Annotated in this window: 25 protein-coding genes; 14 read left to right on the top strand and 11 right to left on the bottom strand. The window is 48.1% G+C overall.

Annotated features, from left to right (window positions below):
• The 11 genes from rplU to MGMO_RS03720 all read left to right on the top strand — a co-directional run.
• Positions 1–259 (top strand): 50S ribosomal protein L21 (rplU, locus tag MGMO_RS03775; RefSeq protein WP_036306740.1); only part of this gene is annotated, 259 nt, incomplete at its 5' end.
• 15 nt (positions 260–274) lie between these two features.
• Positions 275–532: a 50S ribosomal protein L27 gene (gene rpmA / locus MGMO_RS03770; protein WP_023493700.1), complete on the top strand. Its 258-nt coding sequence runs from the start codon at positions 275–277 to the stop codon at positions 530–532.
• Between the two features lie 110 nt (positions 533–642).
• A complete protein-coding gene (cgtA, locus tag MGMO_RS03765; RefSeq protein WP_023493699.1) occupies positions 643–1,677 on the top strand; it encodes an Obg family GTPase CgtA in 1,035 nt (344 codons plus the stop codon).
• Positions 1,664–2,785, top strand: a complete 1,122-nt coding sequence (proB, locus tag MGMO_RS03760; protein ID WP_023493698.1) for a glutamate 5-kinase — start codon at positions 1,664–1,666, stop codon at positions 2,783–2,785. The genes cgtA and proB overlap by 14 nt, the downstream gene beginning before the upstream one ends.
• A 500-nt stretch (positions 2,786–3,285) precedes the next feature.
• Positions 3,286–4,173, top strand: a complete 888-nt coding sequence (locus MGMO_RS03750; protein ID WP_023493696.1) for a GGDEF domain-containing protein — start codon at positions 3,286–3,288, stop codon at positions 4,171–4,173.
• Between the two features lie 485 nt (positions 4,174–4,658).
• The gene (locus MGMO_RS03745) at positions 4,659–5,375 is read left to right on the top strand and encodes a flagellin N-terminal helical domain-containing protein (protein WP_023493695.1); all 717 of its coding nucleotides are present in this window, start codon (positions 4,659–4,661) and stop codon (positions 5,373–5,375) included.
• Between the two features lie 65 nt (positions 5,376–5,440).
• Positions 5,441–5,782: a flagellar protein FlaG gene (locus MGMO_RS03740; protein WP_023493694.1), complete on the top strand. Its 342-nt coding sequence runs from the start codon at positions 5,441–5,443 to the stop codon at positions 5,780–5,782.
• Between the two features lie 16 nt (positions 5,783–5,798).
• Positions 5,799–7,220, top strand: a complete 1,422-nt coding sequence (fliD, locus tag MGMO_RS03735) for a flagellar filament capping protein FliD (RefSeq protein ID WP_023493693.1) — start codon at positions 5,799–5,801, stop codon at positions 7,218–7,220.
• A 15-nt stretch (positions 7,221–7,235) separates the two neighbouring features.
• A complete protein-coding gene (gene fliS / locus MGMO_RS03730) occupies positions 7,236–7,676 on the top strand; it encodes a flagellar export chaperone FliS (RefSeq protein ID WP_023493692.1) in 441 nt (146 codons plus the stop codon).
• A gap of 4 nt (positions 7,677–7,680) precedes the next feature.
• Positions 7,681–8,004: a flagellar protein FliT gene (locus MGMO_RS03725; RefSeq protein WP_023493691.1), complete on the top strand. Its 324-nt coding sequence runs from the start codon at positions 7,681–7,683 to the stop codon at positions 8,002–8,004.
• 188 nt (positions 8,005–8,192) lie between these two features.
• A complete protein-coding gene (locus MGMO_RS03720) occupies positions 8,193–9,083 on the top strand; it encodes an HDOD domain-containing protein (protein ID WP_023493690.1) in 891 nt (296 codons plus the stop codon).
• Between the two features lie 542 nt (positions 9,084–9,625).
• Here the strand turns inward: MGMO_RS03720 and flgL are convergent.
• Genes flgL through flgB form a run of 11 tightly spaced genes read right to left on the bottom strand, consistent with a single transcriptional unit; the run spans position 9,626 to position 19,485 of the window.
• Positions 9,626–10,555 carry a flagellar hook-associated protein FlgL gene (gene flgL, locus MGMO_RS03715; RefSeq protein ID WP_023493688.1) on the bottom strand — a complete coding sequence of 310 codons (930 nt, stop codon included), beginning with the start codon at positions 10,553–10,555 and terminating at the stop codon, positions 9,626–9,628.
• 6 nt (positions 10,556–10,561) lie between these two features.
• Entirely contained in the window at positions 10,562–12,220 is a 1,659-nt protein-coding gene (gene flgK, locus MGMO_RS03710; protein WP_023493687.1) for a flagellar hook-associated protein FlgK, read from the bottom strand.
• 48 nt (positions 12,221–12,268) lie between these two features.
• A complete protein-coding gene (flgJ, locus tag MGMO_RS03705; protein WP_023493686.1) occupies positions 12,269–13,285 on the bottom strand; it encodes a flagellar assembly peptidoglycan hydrolase FlgJ in 1,017 nt (338 codons plus the stop codon).
• 12 nt (positions 13,286–13,297) lie between these two features.
• Positions 13,298–14,401, bottom strand: a complete 1,104-nt coding sequence (locus MGMO_RS03700; RefSeq protein ID WP_023493685.1) for a flagellar basal body P-ring protein FlgI — start codon at positions 14,399–14,401, stop codon at positions 13,298–13,300.
• 26 nt (positions 14,402–14,427) lie between these two features.
• Positions 14,428–15,096, bottom strand: coding sequence for a flagellar basal body L-ring protein FlgH (flgH, locus tag MGMO_RS03695; protein ID WP_023493684.1), 669 nt, complete (start codon positions 15,094–15,096; stop codon positions 14,428–14,430).
• A 14-nt stretch (positions 15,097–15,110) separates the two neighbouring features.
• On the bottom strand, positions 15,111–15,899 hold the full coding sequence (flgG, locus tag MGMO_RS03690; RefSeq protein WP_023493683.1) for a flagellar basal-body rod protein FlgG: 789 nt from the start codon (positions 15,897–15,899) through the stop codon (positions 15,111–15,113).
• Positions 15,900–15,952: 53 nt separating this feature from the next.
• A complete protein-coding gene (flgF, locus tag MGMO_RS03685) occupies positions 15,953–16,693 on the bottom strand; it encodes a flagellar basal-body rod protein FlgF (protein WP_023493682.1) in 741 nt (246 codons plus the stop codon).
• 22 nt (positions 16,694–16,715) lie between these two features.
• On the bottom strand, positions 16,716–17,990 hold the full coding sequence (gene flgE / locus MGMO_RS03680; protein WP_023493681.1) for a flagellar hook protein FlgE: 1,275 nt from the start codon (positions 17,988–17,990) through the stop codon (positions 16,716–16,718).
• Between the two features lie 15 nt (positions 17,991–18,005).
• On the bottom strand, positions 18,006–18,674 hold the full coding sequence (locus tag MGMO_RS03675; protein ID WP_023493680.1) for a flagellar hook assembly protein FlgD: 669 nt from the start codon (positions 18,672–18,674) through the stop codon (positions 18,006–18,008).
• 2 nt (positions 18,675–18,676) lie between these two features.
• On the bottom strand, positions 18,677–19,093 hold the full coding sequence (gene flgC / locus MGMO_RS03670; protein ID WP_023493679.1) for a flagellar basal body rod protein FlgC: 417 nt from the start codon (positions 19,091–19,093) through the stop codon (positions 18,677–18,679).
• 2 nt (positions 19,094–19,095) lie between these two features.
• Entirely contained in the window at positions 19,096–19,485 is a 390-nt protein-coding gene (flgB, locus tag MGMO_RS03665) for a flagellar basal body rod protein FlgB (protein ID WP_023493678.1), read from the bottom strand.
• Between the two features lie 296 nt (positions 19,486–19,781).
• Between flgB and flgA the strand changes: the two genes are divergently transcribed.
• The 3 genes from flgA to MGMO_RS03650 all read left to right on the top strand — a co-directional run bounded on the left by flgA (position 19,782) and on the right by MGMO_RS03650 (position 23,302).
• Complete coding sequence (gene flgA / locus MGMO_RS03660) at positions 19,782–20,477, top strand: flagellar basal body P-ring formation chaperone FlgA (RefSeq protein WP_023493677.1); 696 nt, start codon at positions 19,782–19,784, stop codon at positions 20,475–20,477.
• Between the two features lie 301 nt (positions 20,478–20,778).
• Positions 20,779–21,141 (top strand): response regulator, encoded by a 363-nt coding sequence (locus MGMO_RS03655; protein ID WP_023493676.1) that lies wholly within the window; start codon positions 20,779–20,781, stop codon positions 21,139–21,141.
• Positions 21,142–21,187: 46 nt separating this feature from the next.
• Complete coding sequence (locus MGMO_RS03650; protein WP_023493675.1) at positions 21,188–23,302, top strand: chemotaxis protein CheA; 2,115 nt, start codon at positions 21,188–21,190, stop codon at positions 23,300–23,302.
• Positions 23,303–23,331: the final 29 nt, after the last annotated feature.

The following is a 23,331-nucleotide window of genomic DNA, read 5'->3' as shown; positions in this document are numbered from 1 at the left end:
GTACTTAAAGGTAGAAAAGCTTGAACTGGGCACTGGCGACAGTATCGAGTTCGACAAAGTGCTGATGTTTCAGTCAGATGATGCTGTAAAAATCGGAGTCCCCTATATAGAGGGCGCTAAGGTTACAGCAAAAGTATTGTCACAAGGTCGGCACGAAAAAATTAAGATCATTAAATTCAGACGGCGTAAACACCACATGAAACACATGGGTCATCGCCAGTACTATACGGAAATCCAGATCACTGGCATTTCCGCTTAACAGCAGGGGTTAGAAATGGCACATAAGAAAGCTGGGGGCAGTACCCGTAACGGACGCGACTCCAATTCAAAAAGATTGGGCGTTAAAAAATATGGCGGGGAAAACGTCCTGGCAGGCAATATCATTGTCCGTCAACGCGGCACCCATTTCCATCCTGGCGACAACGTAGGTTTGGGCAAAGACCACACCCTGTTTGCGACTGCCGACGGCAAAGTCGTATTCAAAGAAAAAGGCCCTAAAAACCGTAAATTTGTCAGCATATTGGCTGGATAAGGCATTCCCTGTTGCAATAAGCAACAGGATTGGCTTTTCAAAAAGCTCCGCGCAGCTTGTGACGGGGCTTTTTTTGTTTTTGCAGGTTGCGAAATCCTCGATTGTGAATTATGAAGTTTGTTGATGAAGTAGTCGTACGTGTAGAGGCTGGCGATGGCGGAAATGGGGCCGTGGGATTCCGTCGTGAAAAATATATTCCGATGGGCGGCCCCGATGGCGGCGATGGCGGTGACGGCGGCAGCGTCTATCTTATCGCTGCCGAAAACGTCAATACCCTGGCTGATTTCCGTTTCCATACGGTACACAGGGCAGAACGCGGACAAAATGGCATGGCCCGTAAGTGCACTGGCAGGAAAGGCGAGGATTGTTATGTCCCTGTACCGCTTGGCACGCTGGTTTCCGATGCCGATACCGGCGAACTGATCGGCGATTTGACCACAATTGGCGAAACTTTGCTGGTTGCCAAAGGTGGTTTTCATGGCTTAGGCAACACCCGCTTCAAAAGCAGCATCAACCGTGCGCCACAAAAAGCCAGCAAAGGTACAGAAGGCGAGCATCGAATGCTCAACCTGGAATTGACCGTAATTGCCGATGTAGGCCTGCTCGGTATGCCTAATGCCGGAAAATCCAGCTTGATACGGGCGGTTTCCTCGGCAACACCCAAGGTTGCCGATTATCCTTTCACCACCTTGTACCCCAATCTGGGTGTAGTCAGGATAGACGAGCAACGCAGTTTCGTTATTGCCGACATTCCTGGTGTCATTGAAGGAGCCGCTGAAGGCGCAGGCTTGGGCTTGCAATTCCTGAAGCATTTGTCGCGGACAGAATTATTGCTGCATGTGATTGATGTCAAACCTTATGAAAACCTGGATACGCCTGTCAAAACAGCGAAAAAGATCATCCATGAGTTGGAAAAATGGAGCGACGAATTGGTAAGCAAACCGCGCTGGTTAGTCCTCAACAAGATAGACCTTTTGCAAGAAGCAGAAAGGGACGAATGCTGTAAAGCAATTATTAAAGGCTTAAAATGGAAAGCCCCGGTCTTTAAAATTTCGGCGATCAATGGCGATGGCACAAAAGAATTGATGTTTTCGATCATGGATTTTTTGGAAAAACAACGACGGAAAGACAGTGGGCAGGACTGAGTTTGCAAAAGTAAAACGGGTCGTCATCAAGATAGGGAGCTCCCTGCTCACCAAAGGTGGGCGTGGGCTGGACACATCGTCCATTGCATCCTGGGTCAGCCAGATGGTTGGCTTAAAACAACGGTCAATTGACGTCGTCTTGGTGTCATCCGGTTCCGTTGCCGAAGGCATGAGCCGCTTAGGCCTCAAAATACGCCCTAAAACCCTGCACGAATTACAGGCCGCCGCCGCAGTCGGACAAATGGGCTTGGTTCGAGTATTTGATGATAATTTCCAGCAGCACGGCCACCACGCGGCACAGGTCTTGCTCACCCATGATGACTTAACGGACAGGCAGCGTTATCTCAACGCCCGCAGCACCTTGCTGACCCTGCTCAAATTTGGCGTAGTGCCCGTCATTAACGAAAACGATACCGTCGCCACAGAGGAAATCCGTTTTGGTGACAATGACACTTTGGCAGCGTTGGTGGCAAATTTGGTCGAGGCGGACTTGCTGATTATCCTAACTGACCAAAAAGGCTTATATACGGGCGATCCTGGTGTATATCCCGATGCCGAATTGATTACACAAATCAGCGTCAACGACAGCCGCCTGGAAAAAATGGCCGGCGAGAGCCGCAGCGGGTTAGGTCGCGGCGGCATGTACACCAAAGTAAAGGCGGCACGGTTGGCTTCAAGATCAGGTGCCGCTACTGTCATTGCTCCGGGTGTATACGATGACGTGATTACCCAAGTGATCTCGGGGAAGGATATCGGAACGCACTTTTTGCCTGACATAGAGCCATTGGTCGCTAGAAAGCGTTGGTTAGCAGGCCAATTGCAGGTTAAAGGAAAGCTGGTGTTGGATGCCGGCGCAGTCAAGGTGTTAAAAAGTGACGGCAAAAGCCTGTTGGCAGTCGGCGTAAAATCCATGTCGGGAAAGTTTGAACGAGGTGAATTGGTGTCCTGCATCGATGAAAACGGCTTAGAAATAGCCCGAGGCCTCATCAATTATGGCAAGGCGGATGCCGAGCTTATTACGGGCAAAAGTAGTGCAGAATTTGAGAAAATCCTGGGCTATGCGGACGATGCAGAATTGATCCATCGGGATAATATGGTGCTGATGTAGTATTTCATGAAAATTTCTGCCATCGGGAATAAAAACCAAAGCGCTATTCAAGCACGGGTAAAAATTTGTCGCCTTCAATGACGAACAGCCGTTTCGACTGTCACTATACCAACGCAAGACCCAGTACATAGCGGACAATAGCCCACTTTTTTGCTGCAACGCCATTTATTTGACGGTCAGTCACATTAAAAAGCGGATCGCTTTAATGTTGCTTGGTTGACAATCGCTACAGCCGTATTCACCAAAAATAATCCGCCAAACAAGCATGGGCAAAGGCCTTTTATGCTCATCGCCAAATCAACTATACTTAGGAACTCAAGGGGAGATAATTTTGTCTCTATGTCGTCAAATAATTGACATTTCACCATAGAAGTTATCTTGCCTGACAAACACATAAACCATGAACACTGAATAACCTATTGATTATATAGTTCTTTTAATACTTGGCATGATATTGGCTTACATTATTGCAACAGTAAGTTTTAAAAGAGGATCAAAACATGAAAAACAAATCAACAAACTTGGCAGTTGTCAGTAATAAGACGTTTGAAGCGACAAAAGTAGTCAATTTAAACCACTATGACATCAGCAGCGCCTTACAAACGACATTAGACTTTAATAAGTTAATTCAAAATTTTAGCAGTAAAGTTGCCAGCATGGTGCCGCATAGCGCTTATGTTTACACCAATAAAGAATTTGGGCTGGAAATTAAAAATGGCGTTTTTTCCAGGCATTCTTGCAGCTATGCGCTTAAGGTTGAGGATCAAACATTAGGCGAACTGAAACTGATGCGTAGCCATAAATTTGACATCGCAGACCTCGAATTGCTGGAAACCTTACTTTGTTGCCTAATTTACCCATTAAAAAATGCAACCTTGTATCAACAAGCCTTGAGAATGGCATATACCGATCCGCTTACCCAAACCAGCAACCGGTCGGCATTTGACGATTACATCAAACGGGAAATCAGCCTGGCGACACGGCACTCCAAAAGCCTGTCCATTATTTTTCTGGATGTCGACCATTTTAAGCATATTAATGACCAGTACGGCCATGAATGCGGCGATGTTGCATTAACGTCTGTCGCCAAATGGATTAAAGAATGTTTGCGCAGCAGTGATGCCGTGTTTCGCTTTGGTGGGGAAGAGTTCGTAGTCATATTGAGCGAAACCGATCTTATCGGCGCAGAATTAGTGGCGGAACGCATTCGGAACAATATCGAAAATCATACCATGTCGTACAACATGCAAGCGGTCAATATAACGGCAAGCCTGGGCGTAAGCGAATTGCGTGGCAACGAGACGGTTGATGCCCTAGTCAAACGTGCCGACGGCGCCATGTATAAGGCCAAGAAAAACGGCAGAAACCAGGTCGTATTGGCTTTTTAATTAGATATAGAAATCTTTACCCCTTTTAGGGGCTTGTCTTCCCAGGCCAATTTTATCTAAAGTTGGCCTGTCAAAAACCGCCACTACGTGTGACGGGTTTATCGCGTTCAGATAATTTCTTCTTTGCCGCCGCCTGTAAAAACCTTGTGTAGAAATCTCCATTTAAGCCCTTCGACAAGCGCAGCACGAACGATCCAAACATTAAAGGCCCGAATCAATAATCAGAAATGCCTATACCTATAATATTAGGATAAGTCAAGGTGGTCTTCGTGGATTCCTGAATGTTTATTATGCCCAAGATATTTCCAATATTATCCCTACAAACAGCCATAAACGAATTCTTTAAAAAAACCTGAAAAAAATATTAAAGTTTAAAAAATACGTGCCGATAACTAAGTCAGGTGGGGGAATTATCAAAACGGTAAGGAACTCAATTTTAAACAACCCGGCAATACTCTTAATCCGGGACAATTTGGAGAAATATCATGGCACAAGTCATCAACACCAACGTCGGCGCCCTCTTTGCTGGAGCTGCACTTAACAAATCAGCGAATGCTCTGCAAACTGCCCAAGCTCGCCTATCTTCAGGCCTGCGCATCAATAGCGCCAAGGACGACGCTACTGGCCTTGTCACCGCCACAGGCTATGACAGCCAGATTCGCGGCACCAACATGGCCATCCGCAACGCCAATGACGGCATTTCAAAAGCGCAAACCAATGATGGCTACGCGTCCCAAATCACCGAGAACTTGCAACGCCTACGTGAACTTGCGGTACAAGCGGGTGGCACCGCCGCCGGCACGGAAGCTACCGCACTGGTCACTGAAAACGCCCGTCTAGCTGGAAAGACAGCTGCCGCCACCGCTGTTACGGTGGATGGAAATGGCACTACATTCACTGGTGTCAGCACTGCGGTTACCGCCACCGTCGGTCTTACGGTTGCCGCTATCGACACCGACATCGCCGCCGTTGCCGCCAACCGTGCCCAATACGGCGCCGACATGTCAACGCTGGGTTCTGCCGTCAGTGGCATGCAAACCGCGTCGGTGAATTTGTCCGCTTCGTTCAGCCGTATCATGGACACCGACTTTGCTGCAGAATCTGCGAACATGACCCGCAACAACATCCTGCAACAAGCAGGTACGGCGGTGCTGTCGCAAGCTAACCAAACACCAAACTCTGTGCTCGGTTTGTTGCGTTAAGTTAGATACGTTAATCAATACCCAACCGGTTATCCGGTTGGGTATTAGTATTAAGGAGAAGTAAGGTGATCATTCAATTTGCAAACAACATCAATCAGGTTGAGGCTGTCAGCCGCATTACTGAAGATGCGCCTAAAGTCGTTTCTGAGGTCAAGGCTGAGACCAAGCAAGCTTCATCCGAACAGTTAAAGAAAACGACTGACGACATCAACCGGGCAATGCAACAAACTAACCAAAACCTTCAGTTTGAATTCACCATGGACACCGACACTAAAAAACCATTAGTCAAGGTGGTCGACAAACAAACTGGCGAATTGGTCCGTCAAATTCCCTCGGAAGAGATGGTGGCGATTGCGCGTTCGATAGATCGTTTCCAGCACAGCCTTTTGTTAAATCAAAAGGCTTAATTCAAGGGGGTTCGTCATGGCAAGCACCTCATCCGTAAGCTCTAGCGGAGGCCTTGATGTCCAAGGCCTCGTTTCGCAGTTGATGACACTCGAACGTCAACCCATCGATAAGCTCAACACTCAGGTATCCAGCTACCAGACCAAGATTTCATCGTTCGGCACGATCAGCGGGTTAGCCTCTAGCCTGCAAACTTCGTTGCAGAGCTTGGATACCAATTTTCAGGGTTACACCGCCACGCCGTCCGATACCAGCGTATTTTCTGCTTCAGCCGCCAGCACAGCAGCGGCAGGCTCTTATACCTTGGATGTAGCTAATCTGGCCCGCTCACAGAGCCTGGTTGCCGTTGGACAAGCCAGCAGCACAACGGCTATCGGTGACGGCACATCAACGACTATTTCTTTTGATTTTGGCACGATCAGCGGCGGCACGTTGACCTCTGGGGTTTATAGTGGCGCTGCCTTTGCTTCCAACGGCGATGGCACAAAAAGTATCACGATAGATGGCACGAACAATACACTGCAAGGCATCCGCGATGCGATTAATAATGCAAAGATAGGCGTGTCGGCGACCATCGTCAACGATGGCAGCGGCACACCTTATCGCCTTGCCTTAACGTCGGAAAAAAGCGGTGTCAGCAATAGCCTCAAGATTTCCACCAGCGGCGGGGATGGAACCCTAGATGCCTTATTGGCAAATGATCCTGCCGGAGTACAACATTTAAACCAAACAACTGCAGCCCAGAATGCCAATTTAACGGTGAACGGCATAGCGATTACTAGCCCTGCCAACACCGTCACCGATGCGATTCAAGGTGTTACCTTAACACTGAACAAACCCACAACTACGCAAACCAACTTGACGGTGGCGCATGACACAGCTGCTGTCAAAACGGCAGTATCTGGGTTTGTCGATGCTTACAATGCCTTGGTCAGCCAACTTAAATCCCGCTCTGCCTTCGGCAGCAGCACCGACACCACCAAACCTGCCTTAGCGGGTGACGGAACGGTACGTCTTATGCTGAGCCAATTGCATGGCATTTTTAATGTGGGCGCAAGCGGCGGCACCTTGACATCGCTCTCCCAAGTCGGCATTACGTCTAAAGCAGATGGTACGCTAAAGCTGGATAGCAGCAAACTTAACACAGCCATGACCAACAATTTCAGCGACGTGACAAATTTGTTCACGTCGGCTACGGGTTTTTCCACCCGGCTGAAAGCGTGGACAGACTCCACGCTTGCGCCCGGCGGCTTGATTGACAGCCGCACCCAAAGCCTTAATACATCGATTACAGGGTATAACAACCAAATCAGTAAGCTGGAAGTCCGGATGGCAATTCTTCAAAAACAATACACCAAAACCTACAGCGACCTTAACGTTATGCTGACCAACATGAGCGGCACCAGTGCCTATCTGACCCAACAACTCGCAAACCTATAACCTAGGATTAGAATCATGAATACCACTATAGCCATTAATGCCTACAAGAAAGTCGGCGTAGAATCCAAAGTTATTGGGGCAGACCCGCACCAGCTCATTTCAATGTTGTTTCATGGTGCATTACTTAGCATCGACAACGCGAAAAACGAAATATTACGCAAGGAGGTTGATGCCAAGGGCAAATCGATCTCCAAAGCCATCGCCATCATCGGTGAAGGGCTGCATGCCAGCCTGGACAATAAAGCCGGAGGCGAGGTGGCACAAGGCTTATCATCGCTATACGAATATATGGTGCGGCGCTTGGTTGAGGCCAATTTGAAAAGCGACATTACTATTTTGGACGAAGTGACACGCCTGTTGACCGAATTAACCGAAGCTTGGGACAGCATACGCCCCAACAGCGTTCAGTCCGCACCGCTTCCAACTAATTCCCATCTAGCTTATGCAAGGGCTTAGGCAGATGGGCGCACCTCAAGTTATTGCGAATTACGAATCCCTGTCGGCCTTGACTGGGCAAATGCTGGAAGCGGCAAAAGACGGCGAATGGGATCAGTTAATCAGTATCGAGCAGCAATGCAGCGAGCTGGTCGCCGCCATGAAACTATTGGATGCCGAGACCATGCTGGATGAGGCTGCGAATCAACTTAAAAAACAATTGATTAGCAAAATATTGTCCGAGGATGCCGAAATCCGCAAGCGCGTCCAAACCTGGATGAGCCAATTGGAACTTAGCATGCAAAGCAACCGCCAAGAACAACGCTTGTTGCATGCGTATGGGGCTTAACTCAAATTGTGTTCGCTTTATAGTCTATAATATGGCTATTAATCTTGATGCGTGACCCTAGTATTGGCACTTAATCCCCCGCTGCATTTAAGGTTATACCGGACTACATTGGCTACCATCATAATGGCTACAAAGCCAACTGTGGATAAAAAAACTAAACATTTCAGGACACCTTAAGGATAACCCTTATGACGACGACAACTGACCCTGCGGATAAAGAACTGACGATTTCGGAAAGCCTCAAGGCCAATGCATTTGGCAGCCGTTTCTACGAACATTATATTCATGGCGAACTTAAAACCCCCAGCTTCCCTGACGTCGCCTTAAAAATGCGCAAAGCAATCCAGCAGGATTGCGAAATAGCTGACCTTGTTAAAATCATCAATATGGATCCCGTCATTTCCGGAAAATTGATCCAGGTAGTCAATAGCCCTTTTTACATGCCGATGGTGCCGATCACCAATACACTCAACGCCATCAATCGATTGGGCAGGAAGACCACCCGTGACTTGGTCATCACATTCAGCCTGAAAAACCTGATTAGGAGCGAAAAAGCCATCATAAAAAAATTGATCCAACAAAGTTGGTATCAAAGCATAAAGGTTTCCAGCATGGCTTACACCCTGGCTAAGTTGACTAAAAAAGCGGATTCTGATGAGGCGCTGCTCGCAGGCCTTTTGCATAACATCGGTGTGCTACCCATTTTGACCTTTGCTGACAGCCTGTCGGAAGATACCTATCAACCCAACGACATCAGCCTTTGCATCAATGAGGTACAAGGGCAAATAGGCTCAATTATTTTAGAGCAATGGGAATTCCCGGAAAACTTAAGAAAAATCCCATTGCAATCCTCGGACTGGTTTGCGAACACCGGCGAAAACCTCAACCTGAATGATATTGTCTTGCTGGCAAAATACCATTGTTTCCTGGGGACTCCGGGTGCCGATTTACCCACAATTGCCTCCATGCCAGCCTATCAAAAACTGGGCGACCAAACATTGACACCCGAAATGTCATTGCAGATATTACACGACGCCAAACAGCAAGTCGCAGACACCATTAACTTTTTCTCGCAATGATTGCCTTGCTTTCTTCGCCCTTGTAAATTCCTAAAATATTAGGAAAAATCCATAAAGAATCACGAAATTAGGATATCAATAGGATTGAGCTGCACAAACCTTCTTACAGGAAATGCATCATGACCCAAAAGACCTTTAAAGCCTATGCGGACACGAACATAGCCTAACGACCCATCCACTCAGGACGGCTTACGTCCAGCGGCTCTCGCTAATTTATTCCTATACTCTCCATGCAGCCACACGCCTAATTTGTAATGCTTGTCTTTTGAGACGGTTTCAGAATCCATAAGAAACTTAAGCTTTGATTCGGCATGATCCTCAATTTTTTTATTTAAGTTCATATTGATGCCTCTAATAGCAGGTAATAGATGCTGGCTTAAATTAAGTCAGATGAAGGAACTCTGGATAAATTGATTTCAACCAATGGTTGGACAGGCTCACCACGAGGGGTTCTACTTTTTACCCCGTTCCACCTGGGCTTATCGAACGATGCTTGTCGAAAGGACTTATTCAGTGTTTTAGTTAAGTATAGACGCATATCGCTAAAGATAATTAAACAAGGACAATTTTTTTACTTGGGTAAATGTTTGCTGTGCTGCCTGTAACGAAGCGGTTTGCTGGGTAAATCGGCTTACGGCTTCGGCATAATCCAGGTCTTGTGTTGCGGACAAGGTTGTTTGTATATTGAGGGCGGTGGCCGAGTTAATGCTTTCCTGGTTGTCCAACGCATTTAGCCTCGCCCCTACTGATGCGCGGGTTAAAGTCACGTTGTCCAGCGCCTTGGATATGTCGCCAAGGGATGCCGCGCTTGGGGCATTAGCCTTTAGGTCGGTGGAAAGCTTGTTGATCGCTTCAAAAATATTGTTGATGGAACCTGGCGCAGGAACTGTTGCGGGTGACGGTCCCGTAGGGACTCCGAAAACACTGGTGCCAGGGTCACTGTCAGTCACTTGACGACCCATGTCTATTTGTATGAGCCGCGAATTGGCATCCCCGACATAGTCGTAGGCACCAGGATTGCCGGCATCTTTGCTAAACGGCTGGGTTGTGCTTTTAAGGCCTGAAAACATGTATTCGCCGTTGGCATTCTTGGTGTTGGCAAGGTTGAGCAACTGTCCGTTGAGGGCATCCAACTCTGCCGCTGCGGCAGTCCGGCTGTTTGCGGTATTAGTGCCACTCATTCCTTGTACGCCCAGCTCATGAATTCTTTGCAATATATCCGTTGCGCTCTGCAATACCCCATCTTCCATAGACAACCGATCCCTAGCGGCATTAATATTGCTATGGTATTGCCCCGTTTGCTTTAAGCTTTGGTTGAGGTCAATGATGCGGGCAGCCGCAGCAGGATCATCGGAAGCCGTCAGAATCCTTTTCTGGGTAGATAATTGCATTTGCGTTTGCTGCAACCTTGATTGTTGGTCGAGCATTGCATTGACGGATAATTGTTGCGCCCAAGACGTTGATATTCGCATGATAACCTACCTATTGATAGCGCCGATTAAAGTATCGAACAGTGAACTGGCAATACTAACGACTTTCGCGGCGGCTTGGTATGACTGTTGGTATTTGAGCATATTAGCTGCCTCTTCGTCCAAATTGACACCTGCCAGGCTTTCCCTGGATTGTTTGGCTTGGTTCAATAAGGCTTCCTGGGCTGAGCTGCTAACTTTTGCCGAACTCGTTAAAGCACCAACCTGTGAAACCAATTGCCCGTAAGCGCTATTAAAAGTAGACCTTCCGCCTGACAAAATAGGCTTATTTTCAAGGTTCGCCAGACCCAAAGCGACCGTATTGTCACCTGTTATTGGTGAGCCTGCGCCGCCTGTCGTACCAGCGGCAGCAATTTTGGTCGGGTCGGTGATCAAGGTCGTCATCGTTTGGGCGGCATTAAAAGTCGGCCTAATCAGGAAACTGTCATTAGCCGCAACCGTCGCTCCTGTTGAGATACTGAATCCGGGGCCAGCTATCGTTGTTGGGGGAGGCCCTGCAAAAGTCGTAACGGTATTGTCACTCAAGCGTTTTAGCGAAAAGTTGCTGCCATCATAACTCAGGTTGTAATCACTGGGAGCCAACTGGCCTGATGTCAATGGATCGTAAGTTGCCGTTATACTACCGACATTGCTAGGATTGGCGATGACAGGGACGTTCAACGCCGACGCTCCTAGACTGAACATATTTGTGCCTGCGTTGCCGTTCAGGTCGAAGCCTGTGGTATGCAATGCATTAAATTGGACAGTGAACCCAGCCGCTACCAAGCCCAGTTGTTGTTGGGCAGGGTCGAGAATTTGGTCTCGGAATTTAATCGCGCCGGACAATTCGCCACCATTGATGTCTTTGCCTATATTATGCCCATCCAATAGGACATCTTTATGGCTGGGATCGTTGGCTGAACCCACCAAAGACAGTTTGGCAGTACTTGTACCCGACACCAAAGATTGTCCTTTGCCGATAACCAAGTCTATCGAACCATTTTGTTGGGGGATTGCCGTAACGCTAATTTTTTCTGCCAGTTTATTGATGAGCGCATCACGCTGATCCAGCAAGTCATTCGGCGGTTGTGAATACAATGAATTGGTAGCCACGACAGCAATTTTACCGTTCAATTCGGCGATGTTCTTGGCCAAGGAGTTGATGTCGTCAACGGTGCTTTGCATTTGCCCGTTCACCTGATTTCGTATGCTATCGAATTGCGATGACAGCCGATTGAATTGCTGTGACAAGGAACTGGCTTCTGTGAGCATGACTTGCCTGGCGGACAGTGAAGTAGGATCATTGGCAACCCCGTTGGCTGCACTAAAGAACGATTTTAATCCTGTGGACAAGCCAGTTGCTTCATTGGAGGTGATATTGTCCACTTGGGATGCTAAAGTTGAAAGCGTATTTGATTCTCCAAAAGCTGATGTGCTTGAACTCAATTGGTTGCTGATAAATTGGTCATAGCTACGGGTAACCGTAGCGACATCAACCCCTTGGCCAACATACCCACCGCCAGTAAACTGAGGTAGACTTGCGCTAAGTTCGACACGCTGACGGCTATAACCTTCGGTGTTGACATTGGCTATGTTGTGGCTAATGGTGCTCAAAGAGCTTTGAGAAGCCAAAAGGCCTGACAATCCAGTACTTATAATACCTGACATATTAAAACCCCGATTTGAGGGACATAAACCCTATAGTTATTGCGGTCATCAGTTCATCGCCACGACTGTCTTTTTGTCAAGATCAGCCATCTTATCGCCATTAAAAATACTCATAATCTTGTGGGCATAGCTTGGGTCAGTCGCATAACCTGCACGTTGCAATTCGTGCACATAGCGCTGGCTATTGCCGACATGCTGCAACGCATCCTGATAACGCGGATTAGCTTTGATAAAGTCCACATAATCATTGAAACTTTCCTGGTACGAAGAATAAGACCTAAAACCTGCTTGTTCTTTTCTGGCAACGCCATCCCGGTATTCCAGTGTAGACACTCGCGCCTGTCCGCCATCCCAGCCTTTGCCGGCCTTAATATTAAACAGGTTGAAACTGCTGCTGCCGTCACCGTTCTTGATGACTGAACGGCCCCAACCCGTTTCCAATGCCGCTTGCGCCAGGAGGACCTTGGGTTCTACGCCCAATTCCTTCGCGGCTTGCTCCGCATAAGGGTAGAGCTTCTGTACGAAATCTCCTGCTGACGTTATCGGCCCGGATTGTGTGTTCTTTAATTGAGTTTCGTCTATCCCACTAGCCGGGCGCATCTCTTGTACATAAGATTTGAATATGCCCAGATTATTGTCGTCTTTCCTGTTGGCCGACCTATCGGCAGCCCGTGAAGAATGTGAAACGGTCTTGTTAGATCCAGATGACCTGTTCAGGTAATCTTCAAGACCTATTTTCTTATTGTCGTTCTTGTCGTCAGGGCTTAACTGCTTGACGATCAAGTCTGCAAGGCCAACCCCTGGCTTGCCCGATAAATGCACGGCCAACTGCTGGTCATACATTTCTTTGTAAAACTTGCTTTGGTCGTTATCGGCAATACCATCCGCCAACTTTGCGTCCCGCATACCTTTAAGCACATTGCTGACAAAAATAGATTCAAATTGTTTAGCGACTTCCTTGACGGAATCCGGTGAGTTTTTCCTGGCTTCGTTTTTAAGGTTAGCCAAGCCATTGAAATCGGTATAAACATCGGCACTGGCGCTGGCATGGTTTACGTTTAGCATAACCGTCTCCGATTAGATAATGATCAACTCGGCACGCAATGCGCCTGCTGATTTAAGTGCTTCAAGGATGGCCACCAAATCGCTGGGCGAGGCACCCACGTTATTGACCGCCTGGACTATTTGATCCAATGAAACGCCAGGGTTAAACACGAACATGTGGTTTTTTTCCTGTTCGATCTGGACATTCGATTTTGGGGTGACTACAGTTTGGCCATTGGAAAACGGCGCGGGTTGGCTGACCTGCGGATTTTCACTGATGGTGACCGTCAAGCTGCCATGCGATACCGCCGCCGGCTGTACACGTACTTTGCTGTTGATGACAACCGTGCCAGTTCGGGAGTTGACAATAATACGCGCCGGCGCGTCATCAAGGGTAAGGGTAAGGTTTTCGACCATCGAAGCGAACGTCACTTTCTGTCCACTATCCACCGGCCCACTAACTTGCACAGACGTGGCATCAATAGCTTTTGCCGTACCCGTGCCCAATGTGTTATTAATGGATTCCGCCATACGGTTGGCAGTCGTAAAATCTGGGGTATGTAAATTAAAAGTCAACGTATTGCCTTCTGAAAAAGGCGTGTTGACGGCACGCTCAACAGTTGCGCCATTGGGTATACGACCGACACTGGGGTTGTTGACGGTAATGCTGGAACCGTCCTGCCCCGATGCACTCAAGCCACTTACCACCAAGCTGCCCTGGGCGACGGCATAGACTTGGCCGTCCGCGCCTTTCAGGGGGCTCATCAATAATGTGCCGCCGCGCAAACTTTTGGCATCGCCAATCGAAGATACGGTCACGTCAATCGCTTGGCCGGGCTTTGCAAATGGCGGCAGTTCTGCCTCGATGGCGACGGCTGCGATATTTTTTGCTTTAGGGTCAACACCGGCAGGCAGTGTCAACCCAAAACGCCCCAGCATACTACGCAAGGTTTGTCCGGTAAATTTTGTTTTATCCCCAGATTTGTCCAGTCCGACAACCAAGCCGTAACCCACCAATTGATTAGTGCGGATGCCTTGGATGGAGGCGATGTCTTTTATCCGTTCCGCATAAGCCGGGGCAGCACCAATGACTGCCAATAGGAGTGATGGAACGAGAATTTTTTGCAGTGCGTACATGTCATTACCCTCTGTTTATATGGGAACTAAAATGGGAACCAAGGGCTGAAGATAGCCCGTGATGCCCAGCCCATCTTGCTGGCATCGGCCATTGCGCCTTCTCCGGTGTACATAATGGTGGCATCGGCGACCTTATCGGAAGTTAGCGTGTTGTCTGGAGATACGTCTACAGGCCTAACGATACCTGCCAAGCGGATGTATTCATCACCTTGGTTTAAAGTAACGCGCTTCTCGCCACGTACCCTTAGGTTGCCGTTCGGCAAGACCTCAACGACAGTGACAGAAATGTTGCCATCTAAACTATTGCTTTGATCGGCCTTGCCTTGTCCGGTAAAAGCCCGTTTGGCAGCCAGTTCAGTTTTGGCGTCATTGCCCGTCAAGGCAGACAGGGCAAAACCCATTAAGCTCGGCGCTGACACGGAAATGTTGTTGTCCTTTTTAGTGTTAAGGTCGTCCGCCTTTTTAGCTTGGGTTGATTCCTGAAGTATGATGGTCAAAATATCGCCAACCCGTGCGGCCTTGTTGTCTTCAAACAGGCGCATATCGTAACCAGACTGGTAGATAGCCCCAGAATTTTGGACAGGCGCCCTTAAGTCAGCTGGCGCAACGGGTGCAAATGCCGGATCCCTGGGTGGGATAGGGGTGCAAGCCTCTAGCATTGATAAAACGAATCCTATGAAAATGAGTGTTTTCATTATGCTATCCCTCACTATAACTGTTGCGTCACAAAGGACAGCATTTGGTCTGTGGTAGAAATGGCTTTAGAGTTCATCTCATAAGCCCGTTGGGTTTCGATCATGTTGACCAGTTCTTCAACGACATTGACGTTGGAGGTTTCTAAAGAGCCTTGCAGCAGTGGTCCGAACTCCTGTTCGCCCGGTGTGCCTTGGACGGGCGCGCCACTGGCTACCGATTCGCGATAAAGGTTTTCGCCTACTGGCTCTAAGCCCGTGGGGTTAACAAAATCAGCCGTCTGTATTTGCCCAACTTGGCTCGGTGTGGCACTGCCTGGTTGCAAGACAGAGACAGTGCCATCGCGTCCTATCGTGATACTGATAGCATCATTAGGGATGGTAATCGCGGGTTCTATGGGATTACCGCCGGAAGTGACCAATTGCCCGGTGGAATCCAATTTTAACGATCCGTCCCGGGTATAATTGACATCACCGTTCGGCATAAGGACTTGCAAGAAGCCACGACCATTGACAGCGACGTCCAATGAGTTTTCAGTTTGTTGGATATTGCCTTGGGTATGCAGTTTTTCGGTGGCAACCGTCCTGACACCAGTGCCTAATTGCAAGCCAGACGGCAGTTGGGTATTTTGGCTGGTTTGTGCGCCAACTTGCCTGATGTTCTGGTAGACCAGGTCTTCAAAAATGGCCCTGGATTTTTTGAATCCGGTAGTGTTCACGTTGGCCAGGTTATTCGAAATAACCGCCATCCGTGTTTGCTGTGCGTCGAGGCCGGATTTGGCTACCCACAATGCGCGTTCTGTCATGATAATCTCCCAAGTGTCAAAAAGTTGTCTTCTTGTAGACTATCATGCACAATTTATGCCAATTGCATTAGCTTGGCACTTGCACTGGCGTTTTCATCGGCGCTTTTCATTACTTTAGTTTGTAATTCAAAGTTTTTTGAGAGTTCAATCATGTCCACCATGGCGCTGATCGCGTTGACGTTACTGCCTTCCACTGCGCCTTGTATTAAGGTTACATCAGCACTGGCCGCTACCGGTTTCCCGTCTTTAACATGCATCAGGCCGTCGCTTCGTTTTTCCATGTTATCCAAGGCAGGTTTCACCAATTTGATCCGGTCTACGACGGCGAGGTTAGTTGAATTCGCGCCTAAGGGAACAACGCTGATAGTGCCATCCTTACCTATTTCCAGCTTTTGTGAAGGCGGGACAGAAATAGGCCCGTCTTGCCCCATCACCTGCAAGCCAGCCCCCGTCTGGAGTAGCCCGTCAGGTGTAATCCGCAGGTCGCCGGCACGGGTATAAGCTTCTTTACCGTCCGCACCTTGCACGGTCAACCAACCTTCGCCATCAACGGCCACATCCAGGTCACGGCCTGTTTGTTGTACGGCGCCTGGGGACAAGTCTGTCCCTGGGCGTTCTGCCATGGCATAAACGCGGGTAGGAAAGCCTGGGCCATAAACAGGCATACTGCGGAACTGCTCCAGGTCAGATTTGAAACCGGAAGTCTGGGCATTAGCCAAATTATTGGCGTTAGCGGTTTGGGCCAACAAAGTTTGTTTGGCACCACTCATTGCAATATATAGGCTTTTGTCCATGTCGGCTCTCCTACCTCAACGTTTAACGGAGGTTCATGATTTGATCTATGACGCTCTTTTCTGTTTGGATCGTCTGTGAGTTGGCCTGATATGTCTGCTGGGCAAGGATCAGGCTGACCAATTGCTTTGATATATCCACATTGGATTGCTCCAACGCTCCCGATTGCACGGAACCGAAAGTGCCCTCCCCGGCGCTGCCTATAATGGGCGATCCCGAAGCCGAACTTTCTCCCCAGGCACCGTCACCCAATTTTGTCAATCCTTGCGGATTCGTGAACCGGGTCATAGCCACTTTGCCCAAAGGTGTCGAATTGCCGTTACTGAAGTTGGCAAAAATGACGCCCTCCTTGTCAATGGCAATACCGGTCAATGTGCCGGCCGGTAAGCCGTCTTGCTTTATGGCGTTAACACTAAAGGTGGTAGATAATTGCGATGAACCGGAGTAGTCTATGGTCGCAACAATATTGGCAGCCGAGGTTCCAGTTACAAAAGGTGCTAATGGCACTTGACCGCTGGCAGGTACGGTGAGCTTTCCGGTCGAATCAAATGTTAATGTCGCTCCTGCGGGTACAGGTGCTGTATCAATTGAGACGGGAGCCAAAGGGTTGTCGGTAATGTAATGATGCGCCGTCCAATCCCTGGTAGGGGGTGTTGCCGTTTGAGCCACAAAATATGTCGTCATCTTGTGGGAGACACCCAAGGAGTCGTAGACCGTTACTGAGGTTTCTCTGGTATAAGTGCTGGAATCCAACGGATCAAAAGGCACGGTAATGGCCGGGCTGGATGCATCCAAGTTAACATCCAAATCAATTTTGGACGTGGAAACTGGTTTGCCGGCACCGGTATTCATGGAAACCGTCGTTAATCCCCCTGTGCTAAACCCAGCCGCAACCGTAGAACCATTGGGCTTATAAGCCAGCAAGGCTTGGCCTTGGGTGTTGGTGATAATACCGTCTTTGTTGACATGGAAGGCCCCATTACGAGTATAAACATGAGAATTAATGTCGGTTGGGGTGGCCGCCATCGTGAAGAAGCCTTCACCATTGATCGCCAAATCCAGGGTATTGCCTGTCAACTCGACATTACCTTGATTAAATTGCTGGGCAACTTGCGCCAACCTTACACCAGCACCCGGTTGTGTTTTACTCATGCCCGACAAACTGTCGGCATAGGCATCGACAAATTCAGAGCGTGATTCCTTAAAGCCAACGGTATTGGCGTTGGCAATGTTATTGCCTATGACTGTCAAATTATTGGCGGCGGCATTTAATCCGCTTAATGCTGTTGAAAAGCCCATCTTATATCTCCTGAGTTATAGAATTTGTTTGATCTGGTTAAAATTGACTGCGCCTAGGCCAGGCAAATTGACTTGAATGCCATTGCTGCCGCTACCCATCGATACGCTTTCGACACGCGACTGGATATCCGGCTGCAACACCGTATTGACACCATTAATGTTGGTTTCTAGCTGGACTTTATAAACTCCGGGATTGGCAAAATTGCCGTTATCGTTCGTGCCATTCCAGGAGAACGGCATCGACCCAGCACCCTGTTCGCCTAAGCTCTGAGTTCTAATCACATCACCGGTTACCGGATCTGTAATTTTCAAATTCACGTTGGAAGTACTGGACGGAAGCTCAAATGTGCCTTTAATTTCACCGCCTGCCGCCAAAAGGCCTTGGCCAGAAGAAACCGACACGGAATGACCGACCAAGCTGGCCGCTTGTAATGTTTGGTCAGAACTGATGGACTTGGCAAAATCCTTAAACGATTGTTGCAAATCTTGAATGCCGGAAACCGTACCGAATTGCGCCATCTGCGACAGGAATTGGGCGTTGTCCATCGGTTTGGTGGGGTCCTGGTGGGTCATTTGGGTGGTCATCAATTTTAAAAAATCATCTTGTCCCAAGGATTTTTTTTTGGTTCCCGTCGGCGCAGAGGTCACTCCGCCCAGGCTGTTAATCGCGTCTACTGCACTCATTGTTATTGCCCCATTTTTAAGGTTTGAAGAATCAATTGCTTGGCGGTGTTTAACACCTCCACATTATTTTGGTAAGAACGCGATGCCGACATCATATTAGCCATCTCTTCTACTGTATTGACGTTGGATTTGTAGATATAACCTGCTTTATCCGCCATCGGATGGTTCGGCGCATATTCCATGATGGGAGGCGCTTGGTTTTCGACCACGCCCAATACACTCACCTTGCTGGAAGCATCTTGACCATCCATAATACCTTTTAACTCAGCCGCAAATACGGGTTGCCTGGCCTTATAAACGCCGCCTGAACTGCTACTGACGCTATTGGCATTGGAAATATTGCTTGCCACCAGATTGAGCCGTAACGACTGGGCATTCATGCCGCTGCCCGCAATATCAAATATTTTTAGAGATGACATAACTATTGCCCCCTTAGAGCCATCATAAGCTCGGAAAAATGACCGCCGACAAACTGTAAGCTGGCTTGGTATTGCACCGCATTTTCTGCGTACTTGGCCTGCTCGACATTGGCTTCAACGGTATTGCCGTCCAATGAAGCCTGCATAGGATTGCTGTACATCACATGCGACTGCAATGATCGCTGGATCGACAAATGGTTTGCTTGGGTGCGTTCCATGGGTTGGGCCAGTTGCATGTTTTGCTTTAAGACGGATTTAAAGTCCAGGTCACGAGCCTTATAGCCTGGCGTGTCTGCATTAGCCAAATTGGCTGCAAGCAATTCGCCGCGCTTTTCCCGCAAGGCCAGGGCCTGTGGATGAATGCCTAGGGCAGTGTCAAAATTAATAGCCATAATAATTCCTCAAGTTTTGCTCAAGAAACCTAAAGCATAATATGTGCCAAAAATATAATAATGAATTAGTGCCTAGCATAGACAACGGTTTTTGCGGGCAAAACAGCCGTAATCCCTAGAAAGCACGTGCATTCAACGCGAAAGCAGACATGAAAATGGCGTTACCTTAATAAATTGTTTTTATAATGTGTCAATAATTTGGCTCACTAGGGGTTATTTACTGGCATTTTGACCCGTATTGACTTGGCACTGATTATGCTTATCAACTGTATCTAAGTTCAAAACCGGTATTACCCATGATTAAAAATAGATTTACTTTAATTGCGCTGGGCTTGGCACTAGTTACGCCATGCCGTGCGGAAGACAAATTCCAGTCGCTGGATTCTATTTACGGGTTCGTAAAGGAAACTATTGAGCAAAGCGTGAAAACCTCTGCCGAATACGAGGTCAGCGTACTGCCATTGGACGATCAATTAAAACTACCTGAATGCACTAGGCCGTTAGAAGTGTTTAAGGCAACTGATTTAATAAAAGCAGGCAGGGCGACAATAGGCGTACGCTGCAATGCCGACAAAAAGTGGTCAATTTTCGCTTCCGCCGTCATCAAGGTTTATGAACATGTCGTAATTTTGACGCAAGCGGTACAACGGGGCGAAATTATTACCGCACAACACCTCGCCATCGAAAAGCGGGACGTATCCAAATGCAGGGGCGATTTTATTGTCCAAACCGAACAAGTCGAAAACAAACAAGCGGCGCGTAACCTGCCAGCAGGTTTCATCCTGGGAGCAAGGAGCTTTGTTGAGCCCCCGATGGTCAAGCGCAAAGACAAGATTACTATCAGCAGCGCACAACCCGGCTTTGCTATCCAAATGAGCGGAATTGCGATGATGGATGGCGTAAAGGGCCAACTCATTAAGGTCAAAAACGAAAATTCAGGGCGTATCGTAGGCGCCACAGTCATTGAACCTGGCCTGGTATTGGTCAAATAAACCCTATCCCATGGTTGACCCAGGATTAGACAACTTCGTGCGGCAGGGCTATGCTTAAAGATACGCATGCTTTATTCCCACAGCGTGCGGTTTTTTCAAAGAGAGCAGGAATGATGCTTGGTCGAAGTTGCCTTGGATTAAAAGTTAACCGGGCAAAATCTTTCATTATTAATGCGACAGAACTCTAGTTTTTTCAAGAAAAAAGACACAAGCAAATTTCTTTAACTATAATTCAAAAAAAACGAAACTGGTTCAACTCGTTAGGTCGAGTTAGCAATAAAATTCAACAACGGAGAAAATAATGGCAAGCATTCTTGCAGTTGACGACTCAGCTTCAATGAGAAAAATGGTTACCTTTACGCTAAAGGGCGCAGGGTATGAAGTTGAAGAAGCGGTAGATGGGGTTGACGCTCTGGCTAAAGCCCAGGCCAAACGGTTCGACTGCATTGTCACCGATGTCAATATGCCCAATAAAGACGGCATCACCTTAATCAGGGAGTTACGCTCCTTGCCTGATTACAAATACATTCCGATGCTAATGCTGACCACTGAATCCAGTGCTGAAAAAAAACAAGCCGGCAAAGCAGCGGGAGCAACAGGTTGGATCGTCAAACCTTTCGATCCAGACCAATTGTTAAAGACCTTAAACAAAGTGCTTGGTTAACAACGCCGTCTTGCTCCATTAATTTCAGCGCCACTCAGGAAAGTTTATGTCTATTGATATGTCACAATTCCATCAAGTCTTTTTTGAAGAATGCTTCGAAGGCTTGGAATCGATGGAATCAGGGCTGTTAAACCTTGATACCGGAGCTATTGATTCGGAAGTAATCAATACCATCTTTAGGGGGGCGCATTCCATTAAAGGCGGCAGTGGCACGTTTGGTTTTACCGACGTAGCCGACTTTACCCATATCATGGAAACACTGCTGGACGAAATGCGGGATGGCCGCAGGCAAGTGACACAACCCGCGATAGATGTTTTGCTGGGCTCTGTAGACTGCCTGCGAACCATGCTTACTTCGATACAAGCCGAAGAAAGCGTAGATAGCGCAGCAGTAGAAAAATATAAAACGGCATTGGAAATTGAGCTGACCGGTTCCGCAAGCGAACCGTCAACAACAACTCCCACGGCGGCAACCCAACCTGCACATGACAACGCAGAAACGGTTGTGGTCGTTGCCGATGAGGACATGGTGGAAGAAAAAGGTTGGAAAATCGGATTTTGCCCCTACCTGGATTTGCTCAAGACCGGCAATGATCCAGTCAGGATGTTCCGGGAGTTGGCGGAATTGGGGGAATACAGTGTTTCGGTAAATACAAATGACATTCCCCCGTTTTCTAAGCTGGATCCTGAAGAATGCAACCTATCTTGGGCATTAGAGGTTATCGGGGATATTCCAGAAAGCGAGATCAGGGAAATTTTTAACTGGGTTGAAGGGGACTGCGAACTGGACATCCAGTCGTTCACCAAAAAAACCGCTAAACCCGCCTCTGAAGCAAAAATAACCGAACCGGAAGCGCCGCCGCCAGTCCAGGAAATCGAACAACCTAAGCCTGCGCCCATAGCGGCTAAAGCGGTGGACAGCCCTTCAGCCCCTAAACCTCAAGCGGCGCAAGCGGATAATGACCCATCTAAAGCGTCCGCCAAATCAGCCGCTTCGAATTCCATCCGAGTAGACACCACTAAAATTGACACCTTAATCAATATGGTGGGCGAGGTGGTCATCACGCAATCCATGCTGAGCCTGATCGGCGAAAATTTCACTATGGACAAGCTGGCCCAACTCAAACGGGGGCTTGCCCAACTTGAACGCCATATCCGTGACATGCAGCAAAGTGTCATGAACATCCGCATGGTGCCGATTAGCTTTGTGTTTAGCCGTTTCCCACGCTTGGTGCATGACATCAGCACCAAGCTGGGCAAGAAAATTGAACTGAAACTGGTCGGCGAAAGCACCGAAGTCGACAAGGCCGTCGTCGAGTTAATCAGCGACCCCTTAGTGCATTTGATAAGGAACAGCCTGGATCACGGCATAGAAATGCCCGCTGAAAGGATTGCGGCAGGCAAGCCGGAAACCGGCACCATAGAACTGAACGCCTATCATCGCGGCGGTCACATCGTCATTGAAATCATAGACAACGGCAGGGGCCTTAATAAGGCAAAATTGATAGCCAAAGCCGTTGAAAAAGGCCTACTCGACGAAAATGCCGTCCTGGGCGATAAGCAAGCGTTTGAACTGATTTTTATGCCGGGGTTTTCTACGGCGGAGAGCATTACCGATATTTCCGGCCGTGGTGTCGGCATGGATGTCGTCAGAAGGAATATCCAGTCTTTAGGCGGCAATATCGAAATTATTTCCGAACTGGGAAAGGGCACCACCATTTCGATTCACCTACCTTTGACGCTGGCAATTATTGATGGGCAGTCTGTCGCCGTCGGTGACGAAATCTACATAGTGCCTTTAGTTTCGATTAAAGAGTCAATTAACATCACCGAAAGCATGCTCAATAAAATAGCGGGCAAGGGTGAAACTTACCGTTTACGAAACCTTTATATACCCATCATTAGAATGCACGAGATTTTTAATGTGCAGCCAACAGATAAGGCAAACACGGGTGAAGGCGTTATTGTTGTTGTCGAAAGGCAGGGCGTATTGTGCGGATTGTTTGTTGATGAATTATTAGGGCCGCAACAAGTGGTGGTTAAATCATTGGAAACGAATTACCGCAGGGTGCAAGGCGTTTCAGGCGCAACCATTCTGGGCGATGGCTCGGTTGCGTTGATCCTTGATATACCTGGGCTAGTCCGGTATTCAAACCGATAGTCACCAGAATATGCATCCCGGCTCAGGAA

Source organism: Methyloglobulus morosus KoM1, from assembly GCF_000496735.2.
Classification (GTDB): Bacteria; Pseudomonadota; Gammaproteobacteria; order Methylococcales; family Methylomonadaceae; genus Methyloglobulus; species Methyloglobulus morosus.
Note: the sequence above shows the minus strand (reverse complement) of the source record. Positions and strands in the feature narration are given on the sequence as shown.